General features: G+C 71.0%; 22 protein-coding genes and 1 rRNA gene. 5 read left to right on the forward strand and 18 right to left on the reverse strand.

What is annotated here, in order from left to right:
- The 10 genes from BM424_RS10400 to argC form a co-directional block, all read right to left on the reverse strand.
- Window positions 1–156, reverse strand: a 16S ribosomal RNA gene (locus BM424_RS10400); the annotation flags it as partial.
- 625 nt (window positions 157–781) lie between these two features.
- On the reverse strand, window positions 782–2,056 hold the full coding sequence (tyrS, locus tag BM424_RS10405; protein ID WP_093415796.1) for a tyrosine--tRNA ligase: 1,275 nt from the start codon (window positions 2,054–2,056) through the stop codon (window positions 782–784).
- A 33-nt stretch (window positions 2,057–2,089) separates the two neighbouring features.
- Complete coding sequence (locus tag BM424_RS10410) at window positions 2,090–2,704, reverse strand: DNA-3-methyladenine glycosylase (RefSeq protein ID WP_175548065.1); 615 nt, start codon at window positions 2,702–2,704, stop codon at window positions 2,090–2,092.
- A 43-nt stretch (window positions 2,705–2,747) separates the two neighbouring features.
- Window positions 2,748–4,169, reverse strand: coding sequence for an argininosuccinate lyase (gene argH / locus BM424_RS10415; RefSeq protein WP_281248730.1), 1,422 nt, complete (start codon window positions 4,167–4,169; stop codon window positions 2,748–2,750).
- Window positions 4,170–4,308: 139 nt separating this feature from the next.
- Window positions 4,309–4,812 carry an arginine repressor gene (locus BM424_RS10420; protein ID WP_093415800.1) on the reverse strand — a complete coding sequence of 168 codons (504 nt, stop codon included), beginning with the start codon at window positions 4,810–4,812 and terminating at the stop codon, window positions 4,309–4,311.
- On the reverse strand, window positions 4,809–5,732 hold the full coding sequence (argF, locus tag BM424_RS10425) for an ornithine carbamoyltransferase (protein ID WP_093415802.1): 924 nt from the start codon (window positions 5,730–5,732) through the stop codon (window positions 4,809–4,811). Before argF ends, BM424_RS10420 begins: the two co-directional genes overlap by 4 nt.
- Window positions 5,733–6,920: an acetylornithine transaminase gene (locus BM424_RS10430; RefSeq protein ID WP_093415803.1), complete on the reverse strand. Its 1,188-nt coding sequence runs from the start codon at window positions 6,918–6,920 to the stop codon at window positions 5,733–5,735.
- On the reverse strand, window positions 6,917–7,825 hold the full coding sequence (gene argB / locus BM424_RS10435; RefSeq protein WP_093415805.1) for an acetylglutamate kinase: 909 nt from the start codon (window positions 7,823–7,825) through the stop codon (window positions 6,917–6,919). The genes BM424_RS10430 and argB overlap by 4 nt, the downstream gene beginning before the upstream one ends.
- Window positions 7,822–8,982, reverse strand: a complete 1,161-nt coding sequence (argJ, locus tag BM424_RS10440; protein ID WP_093415806.1) for a bifunctional glutamate N-acetyltransferase/amino-acid acetyltransferase ArgJ — start codon at window positions 8,980–8,982, stop codon at window positions 7,822–7,824. Before argJ ends, argB begins: the two co-directional genes overlap by 4 nt.
- A gap of 41 nt (window positions 8,983–9,023) precedes the next feature.
- Window positions 9,024–10,052 carry an N-acetyl-gamma-glutamyl-phosphate reductase gene (argC, locus tag BM424_RS10445; RefSeq protein ID WP_093415808.1) on the reverse strand — a complete coding sequence of 343 codons (1,029 nt, stop codon included), beginning with the start codon at window positions 10,050–10,052 and terminating at the stop codon, window positions 9,024–9,026.
- Between the two features lie 424 nt (window positions 10,053–10,476).
- Here argC and BM424_RS10450 point away from each other — a divergent pair, with 424 nt between their 5' ends.
- Window positions 10,477–11,073, forward strand: a complete 597-nt coding sequence (locus tag BM424_RS10450; protein WP_245775758.1) for a GNAT family N-acetyltransferase — start codon at window positions 10,477–10,479, stop codon at window positions 11,071–11,073.
- Between the two features lie 64 nt (window positions 11,074–11,137).
- Here BM424_RS10450 and pheT read toward each other — a convergent pair whose 3' ends face one another.
- From pheT to infC, 6 genes are all read right to left on the reverse strand, one after another.
- Window positions 11,138–13,630, reverse strand: coding sequence for a phenylalanine--tRNA ligase subunit beta (pheT, locus tag BM424_RS10455; RefSeq protein ID WP_093415809.1), 2,493 nt, complete (start codon window positions 13,628–13,630; stop codon window positions 11,138–11,140).
- Between the two features lie 35 nt (window positions 13,631–13,665).
- On the reverse strand, window positions 13,666–14,727 hold the full coding sequence (gene pheS / locus BM424_RS10460) for a phenylalanine--tRNA ligase subunit alpha (protein ID WP_093415811.1): 1,062 nt from the start codon (window positions 14,725–14,727) through the stop codon (window positions 13,666–13,668).
- A 185-nt stretch (window positions 14,728–14,912) separates the two neighbouring features.
- The gene (locus BM424_RS10465) at window positions 14,913–15,752 is read right to left on the reverse strand and encodes a TrmH family RNA methyltransferase (RefSeq protein ID WP_093416877.1); all 840 of its coding nucleotides are present in this window, start codon (window positions 15,750–15,752) and stop codon (window positions 14,913–14,915) included.
- Window positions 15,752–16,120: a 50S ribosomal protein L20 gene (gene rplT / locus BM424_RS10470; protein ID WP_093415812.1), complete on the reverse strand. Its 369-nt coding sequence runs from the start codon at window positions 16,118–16,120 to the stop codon at window positions 15,752–15,754. The genes BM424_RS10465 and rplT overlap by 1 nt, the downstream gene beginning before the upstream one ends.
- Before the next feature lie 109 nt (window positions 16,121–16,229).
- A complete protein-coding gene (gene rpmI / locus BM424_RS10475) occupies window positions 16,230–16,424 on the reverse strand; it encodes a 50S ribosomal protein L35 (RefSeq protein ID WP_093415814.1) in 195 nt (64 codons plus the stop codon).
- 88 nt (window positions 16,425–16,512) lie between these two features.
- Entirely contained in the window at window positions 16,513–17,052 is a 540-nt protein-coding gene (infC, locus tag BM424_RS10480) for a translation initiation factor IF-3 (RefSeq protein ID WP_093416880.1), read from the reverse strand.
- A gap of 286 nt (window positions 17,053–17,338) precedes the next feature.
- On the opposite strand from infC, the gene BM424_RS10485 reads away from it, so the two are divergent.
- Window positions 17,339–17,740 (forward strand): DUF1844 domain-containing protein, encoded by a 402-nt coding sequence (locus BM424_RS10485; protein ID WP_175548031.1) that lies wholly within the window; start codon window positions 17,339–17,341, stop codon window positions 17,738–17,740.
- 1 nt (window position 17,741) lies between these two features.
- Here the strand turns inward: BM424_RS10485 and BM424_RS10490 are convergent, their stop codons facing one another.
- Window positions 17,742–18,485, reverse strand: coding sequence for an IclR family transcriptional regulator (locus BM424_RS10490; protein ID WP_093415815.1), 744 nt, complete (start codon window positions 18,483–18,485; stop codon window positions 17,742–17,744).
- Between the two features lie 175 nt (window positions 18,486–18,660).
- Here BM424_RS10490 and BM424_RS10495 point away from each other — a divergent pair, with 175 nt between their 5' ends.
- Entirely contained in the window at window positions 18,661–19,896 is a 1,236-nt protein-coding gene (locus tag BM424_RS10495) for an amino acid deaminase (RefSeq protein ID WP_093416885.1), read from the forward strand.
- Between the two features lie 42 nt (window positions 19,897–19,938).
- Here the strand turns inward: BM424_RS10495 and BM424_RS10500 are convergent, their stop codons facing one another.
- Window positions 19,939–20,325: a RidA family protein gene (locus BM424_RS10500; RefSeq protein ID WP_093415816.1), complete on the reverse strand. Its 387-nt coding sequence runs from the start codon at window positions 20,323–20,325 to the stop codon at window positions 19,939–19,941.
- A gap of 146 nt (window positions 20,326–20,471) precedes the next feature.
- Here BM424_RS10500 and BM424_RS10505 point away from each other — a divergent pair, with 146 nt between their 5' ends.
- Both BM424_RS10505 and BM424_RS10510 read left to right on the forward strand, forming a co-directional pair.
- The gene (locus BM424_RS10505; RefSeq protein ID WP_093415818.1) at window positions 20,472–22,058 is read left to right on the forward strand and encodes an N-acyl-D-amino-acid deacylase family protein; all 1,587 of its coding nucleotides are present in this window, start codon (window positions 20,472–20,474) and stop codon (window positions 22,056–22,058) included.
- An 8-nt stretch (window positions 22,059–22,066) separates the two neighbouring features.
- The gene (locus BM424_RS10510; protein ID WP_093415819.1) at window positions 22,067–23,470 is read left to right on the forward strand and encodes a GntP family permease; all 1,404 of its coding nucleotides are present in this window, start codon (window positions 22,067–22,069) and stop codon (window positions 23,468–23,470) included.
- Window positions 23,471–23,507 lie beyond the last annotated feature (37 nt).

Below are 23,507 nucleotides of genomic sequence, written 5' to 3' on the forward strand. Positions count from 1 at the left end.
GTTTCCAAGGCTTATCCCAGAGTGCAGGGCAGATTACCCACGTGTTACTCACCCGTTCGCCACTAATCCACCACCGAAGCGGCTTCATCGTTCGACTTGCATGTGTTAAGCACGCCGCCAGCGTTCGTCCTGAGCCAGGATCAAACTCTCCAACAATGCCTTGTTGAAACAATCCCAGCACACACTCAACAACCCAAAGGTCGGAGCGTGATACTCAAAGAAACCACCAACCACCAAGACACGGAAAACCCGCGCCCAGTTGGTTAGGGGCATAAAAGAACACTAACCAAAACAGTCCACTGTTGAGTTCTCAAAGAACACACCCACACCATCGCCACAGGCCCTCAAGCCCGCCAACTCCGGGGAGTCATTTCTTTTCGTTCGCGCTTTCGCTGCAGTGAAGACTAGCAGGTCGATTTTTCGGTCTCACCGGGGGGTATCCCTTATCCGGTGGCCGCCGAAATCTCGGCTCACTATTCTGCCCGGCAGCGTACCAAGCGCTATTTTCAATCAAATTCTGGGTGGAAAACCGCGTCCACGTCCGCGAGCAGCGAAGCTCGCCTCTGCTTTTCTTGGTTTCCCGTTCGGGGCGCCCACTCTACCATCCGGAGACAGGAGCTTGGTTCGCAACCCCGTGTCAGGCCCGGCCCGGTGTTCCCAGTCCGTGTCGCGCTGACTTGGAATAAGTTACACGACCCGTTCTCAGGCCCTTGAACCGGGGGGTCCTTAACGCGAAACGGGGCGCGAACCCGCAGGTCAGCGCCCCGTCTCGCGGTCTGCGTCAGCTCAGGACCCGAGCACCCGCCGTGTTGCGCTTGCCGCGGCGGACGACGAGCCAGCGGCCGTGCAGCAGGTCGTCCCGGCTCGGGGCCCACTCCTCGTCGGAGATCTTGACGTTGTTGACGTAGGCGCCGCCCTCCTTGATGGTGCGACGCGCCGCGCCCTTGCCGTTGACCAAGCCCGTCTCGACGAGCAGGTCGACGATCGTCGGCTGGTCCCCCAGGCGCAGCTCGGCGTTCGGCACCGCGGCCATCGCCGAGTCCAGGGTCGCCTCGTCGAGCTCACCGATCTCACCGCGCCCGAACAGCGCCTGGCTGGCGGCGATCACCTTGCGGGTCTGGTCCTCCCCGTGCACGAGCGTGGTCAGCTCCTCGGCGAGGCGCTTCTGCCCGGCGCGCAGCTGCGGGCGCTCGGCGGTGGTCTTCTCCAGCTCCTCGATCTCCTCCCGGTCGAGGAAGGTGAGCAGCCGCAGGTAGTGGGGCACGTCGGCGTCCGCGGCGTTCACGAAGTACTGGTACCAGGCGTAGGGCGTGGTCAGCGTCGGGTCGAGCCACACGTTGCCGCCACCGGTGGACTTGCCGAACTTGCGGCCTTCGGCGTCGGTGACCAGCGGGGTCGTCAGGGCGTGCACGGTCGACCCGTCGACCTTGCGGACGTAGTCGACGCCGCCGATGATGTTGCCCCACTGATCGGAGCCGCCGGTCTGCAGCTTGGCCCCGTACTTGCGGTGCAGCTGCAGGTAGTCGTACGACTGCAGGAGCATGTAGCTGAACTCGGTGTAGGAGATCCCGTCACCGGCGAGCCGGCGCTTCACGGTCTCCCGGCCGACCATCGTGTTGATCGAGAAGTGCTTGCCGACGTCGCGCAGGAAGTCCAGCGCCGAGACGTCGTCGAACCAGTTCAGGTTGTTCTCCGCGATCGCGCCGGTCGGCGAGTCGTCGAAGCTCACGAACTTCGCGAGCTGACCGCCCAGCGACTCCAGCCGCTCCTCGATGACCTCCCGCGTCACCAGCGTCCGCTCCCCCACGTCGCGCGGGTCGCCGATCTGGCCGGTGGCACCACCGGCCAGCACGATCGGCCGGTGCCCGGCGCGCTGGAACCGCGCGAGCGTGAGCAGCTGCACGAGGTTGCCCGCGTGCAGGCTGGCGGCCGTCGGGTCGAAGCCGGCATAGAGAGTGAGCGGGCCCGCGTCGAGGTCTCGGCGCAGCGCGTCGAGGTCGGTGGATTGCGCGATCAGTCCGCGCCAGGCCAGCTCGTCAAGGATGTGCTCACTCACGGGGTTCAGTTTCGCGCATCCCCGCAACCCGGTTTACGCCCGGGCTCGGATGCGGCGACGCCCACCACGCCGGTAGGCGCTGACGGCCTCGGAACCGTCGACCCAGGACCGCCACGGCAGGTCCATCGCGGCGGCCACGCCGACCCGGGGCCCGCTGCGGATGTCGTCCTCGGCGACCTGGTCGCCGTCGTAGAGGCGCACCGGCGAGTCCGGGTCGGTCAGGTCGATGCCGTTGTGCTCGCGGGTGATGCCCAGAACCCCGGCGAGCCGGGCCGGTCCGCTGGCGAGCTGGACGTCCTTGCGCGCGGCGGGCCTGCGGCTGCGGGCCAGGTCGCGGCCGGTGGTGATCTCCCCGGCGCGCAGCAGCACCGCCCCCGGGACGCCGTCGGTCAGGCTCACCACGTTGATGCAGAAGTGCATCCCGTAGACGAAGTAGACGTAGAGGTGGCCCGCCGGGCCGAACATGACCGAGTTCCGCTCGGTCCGGCCCCGGTAGCAGTGCGAGGCCGGGTCGTCGGTGCCCCGGTAGGCCTCCACCTCGACCAGGCGCACGCCGACCTCGCCCTCCGGGCTGCTGGACCGCAGCTCGCAGCCCAGCAACCGGCGCGCGACCCACAGCGGGTCGCGCGCCAGCTCCTCGCGCGTCATCAGGTCCACGCTCAGCACCCTACCGGGACCACCGGCATGTCGATCAATCCGCGAGCCACCCGCGGTGCTCGTCGACGGCGGCCACGACCTGCTTGCGCTGCTCGTCGACCCGGGACGGGGCGGTGCCGCCGTGCGAGTCGCGGGACTCGATGGACCCGGCGACCGTGAGCACCTCGCGGACCTGCGGGGTCAGCGCCGGGTGGGCGGCGGCCAGCTCCTCGTCGGTGAGCTCGTCCAGCCCCACGCCGCGCGCCTCGGCGGTGCGCACGCACTCGCCCGACGCCTCGTGGGCCACCCGGAACGGGACGCCCTGGCGCACCAGCCATTCGGCGATGTCGGTGGCGAGGGTGAACCCGGCGGGGGCGAGCTCGGCCATCCGCTCGGTGTGGAAGGTGAGGGTGCCGAGCATCCCGCTCATGGCCGGCAGCAGGAGGTCGAGCTGCTCGACGGAGTCGATGACCGGCTCCTTGTCCTCCTGCAGGTCGCGGTTGTAGGCCAGCGGCAGCGCCTTCAGCGTGCTCAGCAGACCGGAGAGGTTGCCGATGAGGCGGCCGGACTTGCCGCGGGCGAGTTCGGCGACGTCGGGGTTCTTCTTCTGCGGCATGATCGAGCTGCCGGTGGCCCACGCGTCGTCGAGGGTGATGTAGCCGAACTCGGCGGTGTTCCAGATGATCACCTCCTCGGCGATCCGGGAGAGGTTGACGCCGAGCATGGCCAGGCAGAACGCGGCCTCGGCGGCGAAGTCGCGGGCGGCGGTGCCGTCGATGGAGTTGTCGGTCGCGCCCCGGAAACCCAGTTCGGCGGCGATGGCCTGCGGGTCCAGGCTCAGCGAGGAACCGGCCAGCGCACCGGAGCCGTAGGGCGAGTAGGCGGTGCGGGCGTCCCAGTCGCGGATCCGGGAGACGTCGCGCAGCAGCGCCTGGCAGTGCGCCAGCAGGTGGTGGCCGAGCAGCACCGGCTGGGCGTGCTGCAGGTGAGTGCGGCCGGGCAGCACCGCGTCCGGGTGCGCGGCGGCCTGGGCGACCAGCGCGTCGACGACGTCGAGGACACCGGCGGCGACGCGCCGGTTGGCGTCGCGCAGCCACATCCGGAACAGGGTGGCGACCTGGTCGTTGCGGGAGCGGCCGGCGCGCAGCTTGCCGCCCAGGTCGGCGCCGACGCGCTCCAGGAGGCCGCGTTCGAGGGCGGTGTGCACGTCCTCGTCGTCGATGACCGGGGTGAAGGCACCCGATTCGACGTCGGCCGCGAGGGTGTCGAGCCCGGCGAGCATCGCGTCGAGCTCTTCGCTGGTCAGCAGCCCGGCCTGGTGCAGGACGCGGGCGTGGGCGCGCGATCCCGCGATGTCGTAGGGGGCCAGTCGCCAGTCGAAGTGCGTCGACAGGCTCAGCGCGGCCATCGCCTCGGCGGGGCCGGAGGCGAAGCGGCCGCCCCAGAGCTTGGTGGGCTCACTGCCTTGCTGCGTCACGTTCGGTTCCTCGGTGCTCTCTCGGTAGGTGGTCAGGACAGTTTTAGCCATAACTGCCCATGATCGATGTCCGTTATGTCCGGTCAATTATGGCTAAAACCGTCAGCTGCCAACGGACGTTGTCACGGTGCCCAGGAGTTCAGCCCTCATCCTCGTGGTCCACCTCGCCGGCTGCCATCGCGGTGAAGCGGTCCGCGAGCTCGTGGCCCGTGAGCGGCTCGCGGGCCACGATCATGACCGTATCGTCGCCCGCTATGGAACCCACGACCTCGTGCAGGGCGGCGCGGTCGATGGCGCTGGCCAGGAACTGCGCCGCTCCGGGCGGTGTGCGCAGCACCGTGAGGTTGCCCGCGCCGTCGGCACTGGCCAGCAGCTCGCCGAGCAGCCTGCTCAGCCGCGAGGTGCCGCCCTGGACGCCGCGCACGGGGCTGCCGTCCTCCGGGATGACGTAGACGGCCGCCCCGCCGTCCGGGCCGCGCAGCTTGACCGCGCCGAGCTCGTCGAGGTCCCGGGACAGCGTCGCCTGGGTGACCTCGATGCCGGCGTCGCCGAGCAGCTTGGCCAGTTCGGTCTGACTGCGGATGTCCATCGAGGACACGAGTTCGACGATGCGCGCCTGCCGCGCGACCCGGGTCGTGCTCACGATCGTCGCACCAGCCAGGCGAGCAGGGCCTTCTGCGCGTGCAGCCGGTTCTCGGCCTCGTCGAACACCGCGCTGGCGGGTCCGTCGATCACCTCGTCGGTGATCTCCAGGCCGCGGTGCGCGGGCAGGCAGTGCAGCACGCTGGTGTCGGTCTTGCCGGTGGCGGCCAGCAGTTCGGCGTTGACCTGGTACGGCCGGAACGGGCTGACCCGGTCCTTGCCGTCGTTCTCCTGCCCCATCGACGTCCACGCGTCGGTGACCAGGACGTCGGCGCCGTCGACGGAGCTGAGCGGGGTGTTGTGCAGCTCGACGGAGCCGCCGGTCTCGGCCGCGCGCTGACGCGCCGCCTCCAGCACCCACTCGACCGGGCGGAAACCCTCGGGCGCCCCGATGCGCACGTGCATCCCGGCGGTGACGCCGCCGATGAGCAGCGAGTGGGCCATGTTGTTGGCGCCGTCGCCGAGGTAGGTCAGGGTCAGCCCGGCGAGCTTGCCGTGCCGCTCGCGGATGGTCTGCAGGTCGGCGAGGACCTGGCAGGGGTGGAACTCGTCGGTGAGCGCGTTGACCACCGGGCCGCGCGAGACCGAGGCCATCGCGTCGATGCGCGCCTGGGCGAAGGTCCGCCACACCACGGCGTCGACGTAGCGGGACAGCACGCGCGAGGTGTCCTCGATGGTCTCCTCGCGGCCGAGCTGCATCATCCGCCCGTCGACCACGATGGGTTGTCCGCCGAGCTGGTGAATGCCGACCTCGAAGGACAGCCGGGTGCGGGTGGAGTTCTTCTCGAAGAGCACCGCGATGGACTTGCCCTTGAGCGCGTCGGACCCGAGCGGGTCGGCCTTGAGCTCGTCGGCGAGGTCGAGGACCTCCGCCTGCTCCTCGGGCGTGAGGTCGTCGTCGCGGAGGAAGTGCCGGGTCATTCAGTTCTCCTTGCCAGCGGACAGCAGTTCGGGGAGGTCGGTGAGCAGCCGCTGCACCTGCTCGCCGCGCACGACCAGCGGCGGGCACAGCCGGATGGCGTCCGGCTGGATGGGGTTGACCAGGTAACCGCGCTCCTGCGCGGCGGCGGCGACCTTGGCCGCCACGGGTTCGGTGAGTCCGATGGCGACGAGCAGCCCGGCGCCGCGCACCTCGCGGACCAGCGGGTGGCCGAGGCCCCGGACACCGGTGACGAGCTCCTCGCCGACCTTCTGGACGTGGTCGAGCAGGCCGTCGTCGACGATGGTGTCGAGCACCGCCAGCGCCGCGGCGCACACGATCGGGTTTCCGCCGAAGGTCGTGCCGTGCTGACCGGGGTGCAGCAGGTCGGCCGCGGCTCCGATGCCGATGCAGGCGCCGATCGGCAGCCCGCCGCCCAGCCCCTTGGCCAGGGTGATCACGTCCGGCGTGACGCCCTCGCGCTGGAAGGCGAACCACGATCCGGTGCGGCCGATGCCGGTCTGCACCTCGTCGAGGACCAGCAGCGCGCCGTTGCGCGAGGCGATCTCGCGGGCGGCCCGCAGGTATCCCTCGGGCGGGACGACGACGCCGTTCTCGCCCTGGATCGGCTCCAGGAACACCGCGGCGGTGTTGTCGTCCACTTCGGACTCCAGCGCGGCCACGTCGCCGTAGGGCACGTGGACGACGCCGGCGGGCATCGGCGCGAACGGCTCCTGCTTGGCGGGCTGACCGGTGAGCGCCAGCGCGCCCATCGTCCGGCCGTGGAACCCGCCCTGGGTGGAGACGATCTTCGGGCGCCCGGTCAGCCGCGCGATCTTGAACGCGGCCTCGTTGGCCTCGGCGCCGGAGTTGCAGAACAGCACGCGCCCCTGCCCGGTCGCCCCGGCCAGGTCCAGCAGCCGCTCGGCCAGCGTCAGGCCGAGCTCGTGCACGTAGAGGTTCGAGACGTGCCCCAGCTTGGCGACCTGGTCGGACACCGCCCGCACGATGGCCGGGTGGGCGTGCCCGAGGGCGTTGACGGCGATGCCGCTGACGAAGTCCAGGTAGGTCTTGCCGTCGGCGTCGGTCAGCTCGGCACCGGAACCGCTGACGAAGGTCAGCTTCGGGGTGCCGTAGTTGTCCATCATGGACGCCTGCCAGCGCTGCGCGCCGGTGGCATTGGTGGTCATGCGTCCTCCGTCTCGACCGGGAACACCATCGTTCCCACTCCGGCACTGGTGAAGACCTCGAGCAGCACGGAGTGCGCCAGCCGCCCGTCGATGACGTGGGCCCGCGGCACTCCCCCGCGCACGGCGCGCAGGCAGGCCTCCATCTTGGGCACCATCCCGGACGCCAGGTTCGGCAACAGCTCGGCGAGCTGGTCCACGTCGAGCCGGTCGACCAGCGACGACTTGTCCGGCCAGTCGGTGTAGAGGCCTTCGACGTCGGTGAGCACCACGAGCTTCTCCGCGCCGAGCGCGACCGCCAGCGCCCCGGCGGCGGTGTCGGCGTTGACGTTGTGCACGACGCCGTCGGCGTCGGGCGCGACGGTGGAGACCACCGGGATGCGTCCCGCGTTGATCAGGTCGAGCACGGCGTCGGCGTTGACGTCGACGACGTCGCCGACCAGGCCGACGTCGACCGCTTCGCCGTCGACGGTGGCGGTGCGGCGGGCCGCGGTGAACAGCCGGGCGTCCTCACCGGACATGCCGACGGCGTAGGGCCCGTTCTGGTTGATCAGGCCGACGAGCTCGCGCCCGACCTGCCCGACCAGCACCATCCGGACCACGTCCATGGTCTCCGGCGAGGTCACCCGCAGTCCGCCGCGGAACTCGCCCTCCATGCCGAGCCGGTCGAGCATCGAGGTGATCTGCGGCCCGCCGCCGTGCACGACGACCGGGCGCAGACCCGCGAGCCGCAGGAACACCATGTCCTGGGCGAACGCGGCCTTGAGCTCGTCGTCGATCATGGCGTTGCCGCCGTACTTGATCACGACGGTGGCGCCGTTGAACCGCTGCAGCCACGGGAGTGCTTCGACGAGGACGCTGGCCTTCTCGGCCGCGGTGGCCAGCCGATCGCTGGTGTCACTGGTCATGAGGAGTACGCGCTGTTCTCTTCGACGTAGTCATGGGAGAGGTCGGTGGACAGGATCGTGGCGGTGTGCTCGCCGAGGTGCAGGTCGATGACGATCTCGATCTGGCGGCCGGACAGGTCGGCCTCGCTGCGGTCGCGGGCGGTGGCGCCGTCGGCGTAGAGCGTGACGCCGTTGGTGGCGATCTCGACCTTGTCGACGTCGATCTCGGCCTGCGCGCGGCCCAGCGCCATCGCGATCCGGCCCCAGTTCGGGTCGGAGCCGAACATCGCGGTCTTGACCAGGTTGTCCTCGGCGACGATGCGGCCGATGGTGACCGCGTCGGCCTCGCTGACCGCGCCGCGCACGGTGATGTCGATGGTCTTGGTCGCGCCTTCGGCGTCGTCCTGCAGCTGGCGCACCAGGTCGTGGCAGACCTCGGTGAGCAGCGCCGTGAACTCGTCCTTCGAGGCCTCCACGCCCGAGGCGCCGGAGGCCATGACCAGCACGGTGTCGTTGGTGGAGGTGCCGCCGTCGACGTCGAGCCGGTCGAAGGTGACCCGGGTGGCCGCGCGCAGCGCCTCGTCGAGGTCGGCGCCGCTGATCGCCACGTCGGTGGTGATCACGCTGAGCATGGTCGCCATGTTCGGCGCGAGCATTCCCGCGCCCTTGGCGAAGCCGCCGATCGACCAGCCGCCGTCGTGCGCCCGGTGGGCCTGCTTGGCCTTGCTGTCGGTGGTGAGCACGGCGGTCGCGGCGTCGAGCGCGGCCTGCTCACCGGTGTCGAGGGCCTTCGCGGCGGAGTCGACGCCCGGCAGCAGCGCGTCCATCGGCAGGCGCTCGCCGATCAGCCCGGTCGAGCAGACCGCGATCTCGATGGCTCCGACGCCCAGGACGTCGGCGACCTTCTCCGCGGTGGCGTGGGTGTCCTGGAATCCGCCGGGGCCGGTGCAGGCGTTGGCGCACCCGGAGTTGAGCACGATCGCCCGCAGCTTGCGCTCCTGCAGCACCTGCTGGGACCACAGCACCGGTGCCGCCTTGACCTTGTTGGTGGTGAACACGCCGGCCGCCGATTGCTGCGGGCCGTCGTTGACCACGAGTGCGAGATCGCGCGCCCCCGCTGCCTTGATGCCCGCGGCGACCCCGGCCGCCCGGAAACCGGCGGGACCGGTCACGCTCATGTCTTCTCCTCGGTTCTGGCTGGCGTTCTGGTGGCGCGGGTTCACGGGGCGATGCCGGCGGTGGGCAGCCCGGTGGTCTCGGGCAGGCCGAGCGCGAGGTTCATGCACTGCACGGCTCCGCCCGCGGTGCCCTTGGTGAGGTTGTCCTCGGCGCCGACCACGACCAGCCGACCGGCGTCGGGGTCGACGGTGACCTGCAGGTGGACGGTGTTGGCGCCCAGCGTCGAGGAGGTCTGCGGCCAGGTGCCCTCGGGCAGCACGTGCACGAACGGCTCGTCGCCGTAGGCGTCGAGGTAGACCTTGCGGGCCGCGGCGGTGTCGACGTCGCCGCGCAGCGGAGCCGAGCAGGTGGCGAGGATGCCGCGCGCCATCGGCGCGAGGACGGGGGTGAAGGAGACCTTGACCTTCTCCCCCGCGGCGGCGCTGAGGTTCTGGATCATCTCCGGGGTGTGCCGGTGCGCGCCGCCGACGCCGTAGACGCTGGCCGAGCCCATGACCTCGGCCGACAGCAGGTGCGGCTTGAGCGCGCGGCCCGCGCCGGAGGTGCCGGTGACCGCGGTGACCACGACCTCGGGCTCGACGAGCCCCGCGGCCAGCGCGGGCACGACGGCCAGCGACGACACGGTCGGGAAGCAGCCGGCCACGGCGACGCGCTTGGTGCCGCGCAACCGCTCGCGGGCGCCGGGCAGCTCGGGCACGCCGTAGGGCCAGGTGCCGGGGTGGTCGCCGCCGTACCAGCGGGTCCAGTCCTCGGCGTCGTTGAGCCGGTGGTCGGCGCCGCAGTCGACGACCACGACCTCATCACCGAGCTCGGCGGCGATGGCCGCGGAGTGGCCGTGCGGCAGCGCGAGGAAGACGACGTCGTGGCCGCGCAGCTGCTCGGCGGTGGTCTCGGTCAGCTCGCGGTCGGCCAGCGGCAGCAGGTTGGGGTGGTGCTGGCCGAGCCTGCTGCCCGCGTTGCCCCCCGCCGTCAGCGCACCGATCTCGACCTCGGGGTGCGTCAGCAGCAGGCGGAGCAGTTCTCCGCCCGCGTAGCCGCTGGCACCCGCTACAGCTACCCTCACCGTCATACGGATGATTATGCACTGTCATGCAAAATCAATCAAACGACTTTGCGCCAGGTCACCATCCTCCCACGTCACCCCCTCGCCGAACCTGTGATCCGACCCGCCTCACCACCCGGGGCCGACCGGATTTCGAGGGAAATCAGGAACCCGACTTCCACTGAAATCGCGCCACCGACGCCGGGTGGCGCTCTCGTCGCTGTCGCGGCGCGATGGGCTCCGGAACATCGCGCGTGAGCGGGATTCTCACCGCTCGCGATCATCCGGCGCCGATGCCGTCGCGGATTCACCCGCAATAGCGGCATTTCGGGCGCCGCCGTTGACGGGCGGTAACACCGCGGCCATCCAGGTTTCACACCGCTTGCACGAGGTCACAGCACGTGGACCCCGCTGTGGATTCGGTCCGTCCCGGAAGGCATCATCGAGATCGATGACGATGATCCCGCCGCACCCGAACCTGGGGGCCCGCCACGGCGCGGCGCCGATCACGACGTCGTCCTGGGTCGGTCGGCAGGTGCTGTTACGCCGGGTGGCCGCCGCCGATCGGCGCATCCTCGCCGGTTTCGACCAGGACCCCACCCGCGCCCCGTACGCGCAGACTGACGGCTACCGGCACTGGGCCGCGCACCGCGCCAACCACGTCGACTCCCCCGACGACTTCCAGCTGGCCATCGAAACCCGCCGGGACCAGGTGCTCGTCGGCTCGATGTGCATCAGCAAGGCCGACGACCCGGACGTGTTCAGCTACGGCGTCGGCATCGGCCCGATGCACCGCCGCCACGGCTACGCCGACGACGCGATCATCACGCTGCTGGCGGTCATGTTCGGCCGCCGCCGCTTCCGGCACTGCCAGGTCGGGATCTACCAGGAGAACGTCGCCTCGATCGCGCTGCACACCAAGCTCGGCTTCCGCGAGGAAGGCCGCGCCAGCGAACCCGACTCGCTCTCCGACCGCACGCTCCACCTGGTCATCATGGGCCTCTCCGCCGAGGACTTCACCGCCCGGCACCTCCCCCGCAACCACTGACACCGACGCAGAACGGCCCCGTCCCGCGGAATTTCCGGGAACGGGGCCGTTCTGCGTCGTGCGGTCAGGCTCGGAGGGTGGCTCCGAGGCGGTCGGCTGCGGACTTGACCGCGGCGTCGCGGGCCTCGGTGGCCTCCTCCTGCTTGAGGGTGCGGTCCGGGGCGCGGAAGCGCAGGGCCAGGGCCAGCGACTTCTTGCCCTCGTCCAGCTGCTCGCCGGAGTAGACGTCGAAGAGCCGGACGTCCTCCAGCAGCTCGCCGCCACCGGCGCGGACCGCGTCGACCACGTCCGAGGCCGCGACCGAGGAGTCCACGACCAGGGCCACGTCCATCAGCACCGGCGGGTAGGCCGAGATGTCCGGGGCCGTGCGGCGCTCCACCAGCGGCAGGGCGTCGAGGTCGAGCTCCATCGCGCTGGTGCGCTTGGGCAGGCCCAGCGCCTCGACGACCTTCGGGTGCAGCTCACCGGCGTGGCCGACGACCGTCTCGCCCACCAGCAGCTCGGCGCAGCGACCCGGGTGCCACGGGGCGTGCTCGGCCTTGCGGACCGTCAGCTCGGCACCGGCGGCCGAGGCCACCACGCGCGCCGCCTGGATCGCGTCCGCCCAGTCGGCGGCGCGGCCCTTGCCCCACCAGCCGGCCTGCTCGCGCTGACCGGCCAGCACCGTCGCCACCCGCGTGGGCTGGGCGGGCAGGGCCGCCAGCAGCCCGGCGAGCTGCTCGTCGCTGGGACGACCGTCGACGCCGACCTCCGGCACCGCGGGCTGGCCCGCCGACGGCTGGCTGATCTGTCCGATGTGGAACAGCGCGACGTCGCGGTGACCGCGGGAGACGTTGCGCTGCAGGATGTCCAGCAGTCCCGTCAGCAGCGTCGTGGTCAGCTGCGACTTGTCGCTCTCCAGCGCGTTGAGCACCTTCACCGTGCGGCGGCGCTCGTCGTCGGCGGCCAGGCCGAACGCGTCCAGCGTCTCCTCACCGGTGAACGGGAACGGCAGCACCTCGACGTACCCGGCGCCGGCCAGGGCGCGGGACACGGCGCGCTTGCGGCGCTGGGTGGCCGACAGGCCGTGACCGGGCGGCGCGGCGGGCAGCACCGACGGGATCGTGTGGTAGCCCTCCAGCCGCAGCACCTCCTCGACCAGGTCGAACGGCTGCGTCAGGTCCGGGCGCCAGGACGGCGGGGTCGCGGTGATCAGGCCCACGCCGTCGTCGGAGGTGCTCAGGTCGATCTTGCAGCCGATCTGGGTCAGCCGGCGCGCGGTCACCCCGCGCTCGTAGGAGACGCCGGCGACCTTGTCCGGCAGCGCCAGCGGCATCGTCACCGGGGCCGGGGTCGTCGGCTCGCCGACGTCGGTGCGGCCCGGCGCAATGGTGCCGTCGCCGTAGCGGACCAGCAGCTGCGCGGCCAGCTCGGCGGCCACCGGCGCGACCGCCGGGTCCACCGTGCGCTCGAAGCGCTTGCCCGCCTCGCTGGGCAGCTTGTGGCGGCGGATGGTGCGGGCGATGTTCGCCGGGTCCCAGTTCGCCGCCTCGATGAGCACGTCGTGCGTGCCGTCGCCGATCTCGGTGCTCTCGCCGCCCATGACACCGGCCAGCGACACCACGCCGGAGTCGTCGGCGATGACGATGTCGTCGGTGTCGAGCGCGCGGACCTGCCCGTCGAGGGTGGTCAGCTTCTCGCCGCTCTCGGCGTGCCGGACGACCAGGTCACCGGACACCTTCGTCGCGTCGAAGGCGTGCAGCGGCTGGCCCAGCTCCAGCATCACGTAGTTGGTGACGTCCACCGACAGCGAGATGGAGCGGATACCGGCCAGCGCCAGGCGGCGGCGCATCCACCACGGGCTCGGCGCCGACGGGTCCACGCCGGTGACCCGGCGCAGCACGAACCGCGAGCACGCCCGCTCGTCGCGCAGCTCCACGCCGCGCGAGGGCTTGTCGTCCTCCGGAACCGGGCGGGTGCCCGGGTCGCCGAAGGGCACGTCGAGCGCGTTGGACAGCTCGCGCGCCAGGCCGCGCACCGAGAAGCAGTAGCCGCGGTCGGGGGTGATCGCCAGCTCGATGATCGAGTCGTCGAGCCCGACCAGCTCCACCGCGTCGTCGCCCGGGTCGGCCGAACCGGGCGGCAGCACCAGGATGCCGTCGTGGTCCTCGCCGAGACCCAGCTCCTTGGCGGAGCAGATCATGCCCTCGCTGAGCTTGCCGTAGGTCTTGCGCGAGCTGATCTCGAACTCGCCGGGCAGCACCGTGCCGGGCAGCGCGACGACGACCAGGTCGCCCTCGGCGAAGTTGCGGGCACCGCAGATGATGTTCTGCAGCTTCTGCTCGCCGTCCTCGGAGGCGCCGATCTCGACCTTGCAGTACCGGATCGGCTTCTTGAACTCGGTGAGTTCCTCGATCTCGGCGACGCGGCCGGCCACGAGCGGGCCGCGCACCTGCGTCAGGTGCTCGACCTCCTCGACCTCCAACCCGATCCGGATGAACGCCTCTGCCAGCGTCTCCGCGGTCGTCCCCTCGGGCAGCTCGAGGTGCTCGGCCAACCAGGAAACCGGAATCCGCACTTGGTCAGGCCCTTCTCTCGTTCAGGTAGGTGGGGTCAGATGCCGTAGGGCTGGGTGAAGCGCACGTCGCCCTCGACCATGTCGCGCATGTCGGGGATGCCGTTGCGGAACATCAGGGTGCGCTCCAGGCCCATGCCGAAGGCGAAACCGGTGTAGACGTCCGGGTCGACGCCGCAGGCGCGCAGCACGTTGGGGTTGACCATGCCGCAGCCGCCCCACTCGACCCAGCCGGCGCCGCCCTTCTTCTCGGGGAACCAGATGTCCATCTCGGCGGACGGCTCGGTGAACGGGAAGTACGACGGGCGCAGCCGGGTCTTGGACTCCGGCCCGAACATCGACCGGGCGAAGGCGTCCAGGGTGCCCTTGAGGTGCGCCATGGTCAGGCCCTTGTCGACCGCCAGCCCCTCCACCTGGTGGAACACCGGGGTGTGGGTGGCGTCGAGCTCGTCGGTGCGGAAGGTGCGGCCCGGGCAGACCACGTACACCGGCAGGTCGCGGTTGAGCAGCGCGCGGACCTGCGACGGCGAGGTGTGCGTGCGCAGCACCAGCCCGGAGTCCTCGGGCGCCACGTAGAAGGTGTCCTGCATGGTGCGCGCCGGGTGGTCCTTGCCGAAGTTCAACGCGTCGAAGTTGAACCACTCGGCCTCCAGCTCGGGGCCCTCGGCGACCTCCCAGCCCATGGCCACGAAGGTGTCCTCGATCTGCTCGGCGAGCTGGGTGATCGGGTGCCGGGCACCGGTGGGCACGCGGTCCCAGGGCAGCGTGACGTCGACCGACTCCTCGCGCAGAACGCGCTCGTCGCGCTCGGCCTGCAGCGTGGCGCGGCGCTCGTCGAAGGCGCCCTGGATGGCCTCGCGGGCCTGGTTGACGCGCTTGCCGGCCTCGGAGCGCGCCTTGGGCGGCAGGGCTCCGATCTCGCGGCGCGCGGTCAGCAGCGGCGAGCGGTCGCCGAGGTGGGCGGGCTTGACCGCGGCCAGCTCGTCCAGGTCTGCGGCGGCGACGAAGGCCTTCTTGGCCTCCTCGACCGCGGCGTCCAGCGTCTCCGGCGACAGCGCGGCGACCTCTTTCGGGTCGTACGAGTCGTTGGCTCCAGACATCGTTAGTGCGTGACTCCCGTTGATCCCACAGGCATCATCGGCCAGGTCCCTGTTCTGCCAGGTGGCTGGGCCTGCGAACCTGCTGAGGTTGCATACGACTCTTCGGTGCGAAGCCGCAAGCTGACATGGGCGATTCTAGGCGACGGCGTCCACGGCGTTTCGCGGTGATCCGCCTCCGCCCGAGCTCAGCGGTGCTGGGCACGCGCCGAGGCGTAGAGGCAGACGGCCGCGGCGGTGGCCAGGTTCAGGCTCTCGGCCCGACCGTAGAGCGGCACCCGCAGCGTGGTGTCCAACTGGGCCTTGACCTCGTCGGACAGCCCGTGCGCCTCGCTGCCGAACACCCACGCGGTGGGTTCGGCGAGCTCGCCCGCCCGGTCGGCGGTGTCGAGGTCGCCGGTGGCGTAGCCGTCGGCGCCGACCAGCCGCAGCCCGGCGTCCCGGCAGGCGGCCAGCACGGCGCTGACGTCGCGGTCCCGGGCCACCGGCAGGTGGAACAGGCTCCCGGTGGAGGCCCGCACCGCCTTGCCGTTGTAGGCGTCGACGGTGTCCCCGGCGAACAGCACCGCACCCGCCCCGGCGGCGTCGGACACGCGCACCACGGTTCCGGCGTTGCCCGGGTCGGCGATGCCGACCAGCACCGCGACCAGCGCCGGGCGCTGCGCCAGGGCGCTCACCGGATCGGTGCGGGGCAGGTCGCAGACGGCGACGACGCCCTGCGGGGTGACCGTCTCCGACAGCGACGCGGCCGCCTTGTCGGTGACCTCGCGCACCGGGATGCCGGCCAGCACCGCGCGCTCGGCGAGCTCGGCGTGTCGCGGCTGCTCGGTGACGAACAGCTCGCGCACCCGCAGCCGGTCGTCGGCGTGCGCGGTCAGCGCCTCGCCCACGGCCTGAGCGCCCTCGGCGAGGAACGCGCCCGCCTTGTCGCGGCCCGCGCGGCGGGTGAGCTTACGAGCGACCGCGACCCGGGACGATCGCTCGGTGAGCGGGGTCCCGGGTCGCGGATCGGAAGTGCGTTCGGCGATCAGGCCGCACTCTCCGGCAGGTTCTTGCGCGCCACGTCGACCAGCGCCTCGAAGGCCTGCGGGTCGTTGACGGCGAGCTCCGCCAGGATCTTGCGGTCGACCTCGACCTCGGCGGCCTTCAGGCCCTGCACGAACTTGTTGTAGCTGAGGCCGTGCTGCCGGGTCGCGGCGTTGATGCGGGTGATCCACAGCTTCCGGAACTCGCCCTTGCGGGCGCGGCGGTCCCGGTAGGAGTAGGTCATCGAGTGGAGCATCTGCTCCTTGGCCTTGCGGTACAGCCGAGAACGCTGACCGCGGTAACCGCGGGCCGACTCGAGAACTGTGCGGCGCTTCTTCTGGGCGTTGACCGCTCGCTTGACGCGTGCCACGGGGTCCGTCCTGTTATCTCATCGGGGGCGGCGGATGTCCGCCCGGTTCGGGTGGCTGGTTGATGCGATGCCGAACTGCTCCCTCACGGGTGCAGCGGGGAAGTCGGCGTCAGCGACCCAGCAGCTTGTTGATGCGCTTGACGTCGGCCTTGGCGACGGCCTCGGTGCCCTCGAGGCGGCGGGTGACGCGGCTGGACTTCTTCTCCAGGATGTGCCGGCGACCGGCCTGCTCGCGCCGCAGCTTGCCCGAACCGGTCACCTTGAAGCGCTTCGAGGTGCCCTTGTGGGTCTTGTTCTTCGGCATCTTCCGTCCTCGTTTCGTACTGGAGCCGGGAGGGGGCGCTGCCGGCGTCCCGACCCGGCCTCACATCACGAGCCCTGGCTGTCCGCGCTTACGCGTTGGCCTTGGGCTTGGTCTTGTTGGTCTTGTGCGGCGCTAGAACCATGATCATGTTCCGACCGTCCTGCTTCGGGTTCGCCTCGATGAACCCGAGTTCGGACACGTCATCGGCCAGTCGCTGCAACAGGCGGAAGCCCAACTCGGGCCGCGACTGCTCGCGCCCGCGGAACATGATCGTCACCTTGACCTTGTGACCCTGACCGAGGAAGCGGGACACGTGGCCCTTCTTCGTCTCGTAGTCGTGCGGGTCGATCTTCGGCCGGAGCTTCTGCTCCTTGATGACGGTCTGCTGCTGATTGCGACGCGATTCGCGAGCCTTCTGCGCGCTCTCGTACTTGAACTTGCCGTAGTCCATGAGCTTGCAGACCGGCGGGCGCGCCTGCGGGGCGACCTCGACAAGGTCCAGATCCGCTTCCTGGGCCAGGCGCAGGGCGTCCTCGATGCGGACGATCCCGACCTGCTCACCGTTGGGTCCGACGAGACGGACTTCCGGAACCCGGATGCGGTCATTGATGCGCGTCTCGGAGCTGATGGGGCCTCCTCGGTTCGATGGCTGTGTTACTGCACACCACGGCGTGTAGAGCTCACCCCGGAATGCAAAGGTCCCGCCGATGATTCCGCATTGCGCGGACACCGCGGGACCCTGACTCCAAACCGATCGAACCGGTATCAGCCGATACCGTTCGCACCACCGACGCCGCACGGGCGTCGACAGGACCGGAACCCGGCGGCCTCGGCGGCTGCTCGGGTGGGAGCGGGGCTCCACTTTGCCGCCCCCGCCGCAGCAGGGGCTGGTCGTGCGTGTCAGGGTAGCAGGCGTGAGCGAACCGCAGCCAACCACTCCCCCGAACGCCACGACCGGTGCCGGTGAGCCGGCACACGACGCGGATGTCGACCTCAACGTACGCGACCTCTCGGATGTTCCCAGCGTCGAGGTGATCAGCCGTGCTGCGGTGATGCTGATGTCCGCCGCGGCGGAGAAGCTCGGGCTCGCCGGCGACGACCCCGACTCCGCCCCGGAGCGCGACCTCGACGAGGCCCGCCGCCTGATCACCGGCCTGGCCGGGCTGATCACCGCCTCGGTGGAGTACCTCGGCCCGCACGCGGGCCCGCTGCGCGAGGGCTTGCAGTCGCTGCAGCGCGCCTTCCGCGAGTCCTCGACCCACCCCGACGCGCCCGGCCAGGGCCCGGGTGAGAAGTACACCGGTCCCGTCTACTGATCTACTGGCGGTTGCCGAGCTCCCGGGAGATCTCCGCCGCGGTCCGGCGGAGATCCGGGAGCCAGCCGAGCAGGTCCTCCCAGGACAGCAGGACCTTCGGCACCGAGATCGACATCGCCGCGACCGTCTCGCCCCGGTGGTTGTGCACCGGGGCGGCGATGCAGTGGGTGAACTCCTCGTGCTCGCTGCGGTCGGTCGCGTACCCCCGGGCGCGGACCCGGTCGAGCTCGGCCAGGAAGCGCTCGGGTGAGTCGATCGTCCCCGGCGTGAGCTTCGGGTAGCCGATGCGCCGGACAAGCCGCTCCCGCTCCTGCTGCGGGAGTTCGGCGACCAGCGCCTTGCCGACCGCCGTGCAGTGCAGCGGGGCGCGGCGGCCGATCCGGGAGTACATCCGGACCGGGTGGATGCTGTCGACCTTGTCGATGTAGACGACCTGGTCGTCGTCGAGCATCGCCAGGTGGACGGTGTGCCCGCTGCGCTCCCCCAGCCCGGTCAGGAACGAGCGCGCGACCTCGCGTGCGTCGAGGTCGTCCAGCGCCTGGTGGGCCAGCGCGAACACGGCGCTGCCGAGCCGGTACCGGTGGGCGTCCTCGCGGCGGACGAAGCGGCCCGACTCCAGCGTGCGCAGCAGGCGCATCGCGGTGGTCTTGTGCACGCCGAGCCGCTGCGCGAGCCCGTCGAGCGTCTGCGGGCCCTCGGCCAGCGCGGTGAGCGCGGCCAGTCCGCGTTCCAGGCTCTGACTCACCGGCGTCTCCGATCATCGTTGACTCGACGAAGCGGGCAATGCTACACACCGGAGTCGTTCGTCGCGCAACAATCGTTGCGACATACGCAATAGGAGGCCGGGCGTGCCCGAGAGGATCAACACCGGAGCGGTCCGCGCGCTGCGCGACGAGACCATCGACTGGCGGTTCAAGGGCATGCCTGCCGAGGCGTTCGGCTCGACGGCGGGCGAGTTCCTGGCTCGGCGTCCGCGGCTGTTCGAGGCCGGTTTCGTCGGCCCGCTGCTGACCTTCGACGACGCCGCGATGGAGCACAACCTCCGGACGATGGCCGCGTGGTGCGACGAGCACGGGCTGCGGATCGCGCCGCACGGCAAGACCACGATGGCGCCGCGGCTGTTCGAGCGGCAGCTGGAGCACGGGGCGTGGGGCATCACCGCCGCCAACGTCAGCCAGCTGCGGGTGTACCGGGCGTTCGGGGTGCGGCGGGTGCTGTTCGCCAACGAGCTGGTCGACCCGCACGGACTGGCCTGGGTGTCCGACGAGCTCGACGCCGACCCGGACTTCTCGTTCTGCTGCTACGCCGACTCGCCGCGCGGGGTCGAGCTGATGGCCGCCGCGCTCGCCGAACGCGGCGGGCGGCGGCCGGTGGACGTGCTGGTGGAGTTCGGCGTGCGCGGCGGCCGGACCGGTGCGCGCACCGCCGAGCAGGCCCGCGAGGTGGCCGCGGCGGTAGCGGCCGAACCGCGGCTGCGGCTGGTCGGGCTGTCGGGCTACGAGGGCGAGGTGGCGCACGACATCGCGGAGTCCTCGCTGTCGGCCATCGACGACTACTTGGAGGAGTTCCGGGGACTGGTCGCCGAGTTCGCCGGGGCCGGGTACTTCGACGGGCTGGACGAGGTGATCGTCAGCGCGGGCGGCAGCGCCTACTTCGACCAGGTCGCCGAGGCGCTGACCCGGCCGTGGCCGGAGGGCCTGCCGGTGGTGCCGGTGCTGCGCAGCGGCGGATACCTGCTGCACGACGACGGTTTCTACCGGGTGCGCTCGCCGTTCGGCCGCGAGCACCGGCTGGCGGGCTCGGAGTCGCCGTTCCGCCCGGCGATGCGGATCTGGGCGCAGGTGATGTCGAAGCCGGAACCGGATCTGGCGCTGCTGACGATGGGCCGCCGCGACGTCTCGTTCGACCAGGGACTGCCGGAACCCCAGGTGATCCGCGGCGACGACGGCGAGATCCGGGACCTCGCAGCCGATTCCTGCCACGTCTCGGGCCTGGCCGACCAGCACGCGTTCCTGAAGCTGACCGGGGCCGAGGTCCGGGTGGGCGACTGGATCGGCTTCGGCCTCTCGCACCCCTGCACGGTCCTGGACAAGTGGACGCTGATCCCGGTCGTCGACGGCGACCAGGTCACCGACCTCATCCGGACGTACTTCTGAGGTGGTGGGGACAGTTTTCATGAAAACTGTCCCCACCCAACATCAGTCCAGGACGGCGAGGGCGTCGATCTCGCAGAGGAGACCGGCCGGGAGGCCGACGTAGACGGTGGTGCGGGCCGGGAAGGGCTCGCCGACGACACGGGCGTAGACCTCGTTCATCTCGGCGAACTGCGCGGTGTCGGTGAGGTAGACGCGCAGCATCAGCACGTCCTCCCACGAACCGCCCTCGGCCTCGATGATGGCGAGGACGTTGCGCAGGCACTGCTCGGTCTGCTCGGCGACACCGCCCTCGACGACCTTCCCGGTCGCCGGGTCGACCGCGGTCTGGCCGGAGACCTGCAGGATGTTGCCCTTGCGCACGCCCTGCGACAGCGGGATGGTCGCCGGCGGCCTGGGGGCGGCGTCGGTGCTCACCACGGTCCTGCTCATGTCGGTGTCCTTCCGGGTTTTCGGCGTCGTGCAGCGGAAATTCGGCCGGAACCGATCTCCATTGCTTTCCCCCGGAATGGTACTTACCATTCGACCACCCGGTGCAGACCAAGCGCCCGGCGTGTGACCGGAGGAACAGATCCACTGTGGACATCGTCTATCGCGGCGCGCGAGTGGTCGACGGCGACGGCGGTCCCGGGTTCCTCGCCGACGTCGGCGTCACCGGCGGGCGCATCGCCGAGATCGCCGACGCGGGAACGCTGAGCGGACGCCGCCGCGTCGACGCCGACGGGCTCGTGCTCGCTCCCGGATTCGTGGACATGCACGCGCATTCGGACCTGCGGCTGCTGGCCGAACCGGACCACACCGCGAAGGTCTCCCAGGGCGTGACCCTGGAGGTCATCGGCCAGGACGGGCTGTCCTATGCCCCCGTCGACGACGCCACCCTGGAGACGCTGCGCGCGCAGCTGGCCGGGTGGAACGACGACCCGCCGGGTTTCGACTGGAACTGGCGCAGCGTCGCCGAGTACCTCGACCGGCTCGACGACGGCATCGCCACCAACGCCGCCTACCTCGTCCCGCAGGGCACGCTGCGACTGCTGTGCGCGGGCTACGAGGACCGGCCGGTGACCGAGGCCGAGCTGGACCGGATGCGCGAGGTCCTGGACGACTCCCTCGCCCAGGGCGCGTTCGGGATGTCCTCGGGCCTGACCTACACGCCCGGGATGTACGCCGACACCGCGGAGCTGACGGCGTTGTGCGAGGTCGTGGCCGCGCGCGGCGGCTACTACTCCCCGCACCACCGCAGCTACGGCGCCGGGGCGCTGGCCGCCTACCGGGAGATGATCGAGGTCTGCCGCTCCGCCGGCTGCGCCCTGCACCTGGCGCACGCGACCATGAACTTCGGCGTCAACGCCGGGCGCGCCGGCGAGCTGCTGGCGATGCTCGACGCGGCGCTGGACGACGGCTGCGACATCACCCTCGACAGCTACCCGTACCTGCCGGGCAGCACCTCGCTGCACGCGCTGCTGCCGAGCTGGGCGATGGCCGGTGGCGTGGCGGCCACGGTGGACCGGTTGCGGGATCCCGCGCAGCGGCAGCGGATTCGCGACGTGCTGGAGGTCGAGGGCTCCGACGGCTGCCACGGGGTCCCGGTGGACTGGAACACCATCGAGATCAACGGCGTCCGCGAGCCGGGCAACGCGCACCTGGTGGGCCGCAGCGTGGCCGACTCGGCGCTGGCCGTGGGCGCGCAGCCGACCGAGTTCTACTTCGACGTGCTGGTCAGCGAGCGGCTGGGCGCGTCGTGCCTGATGCACGTGGGGCACGAGGACAACGTGCGGGCGATCATGCGGCACCGCACGCACACGGCGGGCAGCGACGGGCTGCTGGTCGGCGCTCGCCCGCACCCGCGCGCGTGGGGCACGTTCCCCCGCTACCTGGGCCACTACGTGCGGGAGCTCGGCGTCCTCGGGCTGGAGGAGTGCGTGCGGAACATGACCTCGCGCCCGGCCGACCGGCTCGGGCTCACCGATCGCGGCCGGGTCCGGGTGGGGCACGTGGCCGACCTGGTGCTGTTCGATCCCGAGACCGTGCGCGACACCGCGACCTTCGACCAACCCCGGCAGCAGGCCGTCGGCATCCCGCACGTGCTGGTCAACGGCGTGCCGGTGATCGACGACGGACATCGGACCGACGCTCTTCCCGGACGCGCGCTGCGCAAGACCCGCTAGGAGTTCCCGTGTTCCTCGACTGGCTGCAGCACTCGACGTCCGGACTGCTCGCGCTGTGCGCGGCCGGGATCGCGGTGCTGCTGGTGATGATCATCCGGTTCCGCATCGAGCCGTTCATCGCGCTGCTGGTCAGCGGCCTGCTGATCGCGCTGGCCGCCGGGCTGCCGGTGGAGGACATCGTGGGCACCGCGCAGAAGAGCAGCGATTCGCTGCTGGAGGGCGGTTTCGCGAGCATCCTCGGGCACATCACCGCGATCATCGGGCTCGGCACGATCCTCGGCTCGATGCTGGAGGCCTCGGGCGGGGCGCAGCTGCTGACCCGCACGCTGCTCGCCGCGTTCGGGGAGAACCGGGCTCCGCTGGCGATGGGCCTGTCGGGGCTGATCTTCGGCATCCCGGTGTTCTTCGACATCGGCATCTTCGTGCTGGCGCCGCTGGTGTACGTGGTGGCGCGGCAGGGCAAGCGCTCGATCCTGCTGTACTGCCTGCCGCTGGTGGCGGGCCTGTCGATGACGCACGCGTTCCTGCCGCCGCACCCCGGTCCGGTGGTGGCGGCCGGGCTGCTCGGCGTGGACCTCGGCTGGATCATCCTGATGGGACTGGCCTGCGGGCTGCCGGCGTTCGCGGTGGCGGGCCTGCTGTACCCGGTGTGGATCGGCAAGCGGATCGTCCTGCCGGTGCCCGCCGACATGCTGGCCACCGCCGACGAGCTCGCCGCCCGGCGCGAGGGGCAGCGCGATCCGTCGCTGGGCGTGGTCGCGCTGATCATCGGGTTGCCGATGGTGCTGATCCTCGGGGCGACGTTCGGCAGCATCACGCTGCCGGAGGGCAGCGGGCCGCTGGCGGTGCTGACGTTCCTGGGGAACCCGACGGTGGCGCTGACGATCGCGGTGCTGCTGTCGTTCTGGCTGCTGGGGACCCGGCGCGGGATGACCGGCCGCGACCTGTCCGAGCTGACCGCCGGGGCGCTGCGCCCGCTGGGGATGCTGCTGCTGGTGGTCGGCGCGGGCGGTTTCTTCGGCAAGGTGCTGGCCGAGACCGGCGTCGGCGACGCCCTGGCCGGGTCGCTGCAGGGCATCGGCCTGCCGGTGCTGGTCTCGGCGTACGTGATCAGCAGCGGGCTGCGGATCGCCCAGGGCTCGGCGACGGTGGCGATCGTGACCACCGGCGGCATCGTCGCCCCGCTGGTGGCCACGGCGGGCCTGTCCCAGCCGCAGCTCGCGCTCATCGCGGTGGCCATCGCCGCCGGGTCGATCATCGCCTCGCACGTCAACGACGGCGGTTTCTGGATCATCTCCCGCTACTTCGGCATCCCGGTCTCCGACATGCTCAAGACCTGGACGGTCCTGGAAACCCTCCTCTCCCTCACCGCCTTCGCCATCGCCGCCACCCTCTCCCCCCTCCTCCCCTGACGTCCCCGGGTCAAATCCTGCGGTATTCGTCGGGTCG

The organism is Saccharopolyspora flava (assembly GCF_900116135.1).
In the GTDB taxonomy this organism is placed as follows: Bacteria; Actinomycetota; Actinomycetes; order Mycobacteriales; family Pseudonocardiaceae; genus Saccharopolyspora; species Saccharopolyspora flava.

Coding starts and splice junctions, on each gene's coding strand:
- BM424_RS10410 (WP_175548065.1), bottom strand. CDS start 2,704: ATGACGCGCGAGGAGCTGGCGCGCGACCCGCTGTGGGTCGCGCGCCGG.
- argF (WP_093415802.1), bottom strand. CDS start 5,732: ATGACCCGGCACTTCCTCCGCGACGACGACCTCACGCCCGAGGAGCAG.
- BM424_RS10430 (WP_093415803.1), bottom strand. CDS start 6,920: ATGACCACCAATGCCACCGGCGCGCAGCGCTGGCAGGCGTCCATGATG.
- argB (WP_093415805.1), bottom strand. CDS start 7,825: ATGACCAGTGACACCAGCGATCGGCTGGCCACCGCGGCCGAGAAGGCC.
- argJ (WP_093415806.1), bottom strand. CDS start 8,982: ATGAGCGTGACCGGTCCCGCCGGTTTCCGGGCGGCCGGGGTCGCCGCG.
- argC (WP_093415808.1), bottom strand. CDS start 10,052: ATGACGGTGAGGGTAGCTGTAGCGGGTGCCAGCGGCTACGCGGGCGGA.
- BM424_RS10450 (WP_245775758.1), top strand. CDS start 10,477: ATGACGATGATCCCGCCGCACCCGAACCTGGGGGCCCGCCACGGCGCG.
- pheS (WP_093415811.1), bottom strand. CDS start 14,727: ATGTCTGGAGCCAACGACTCGTACGACCCGAAAGAGGTCGCCGCGCTG.
- rpmI (WP_093415814.1), bottom strand. CDS start 16,424: ATGCCGAAGAACAAGACCCACAAGGGCACCTCGAAGCGCTTCAAGGTG.
- BM424_RS10495 (WP_093416885.1), top strand. CDS start 18,661: ATGCCTGCCGAGGCGTTCGGCTCGACGGCGGGCGAGTTCCTGGCTCGG.
- BM424_RS10500 (WP_093415816.1), bottom strand. CDS start 20,325: ATGAGCAGGACCGTGGTGAGCACCGACGCCGCCCCCAGGCCGCCGGCG.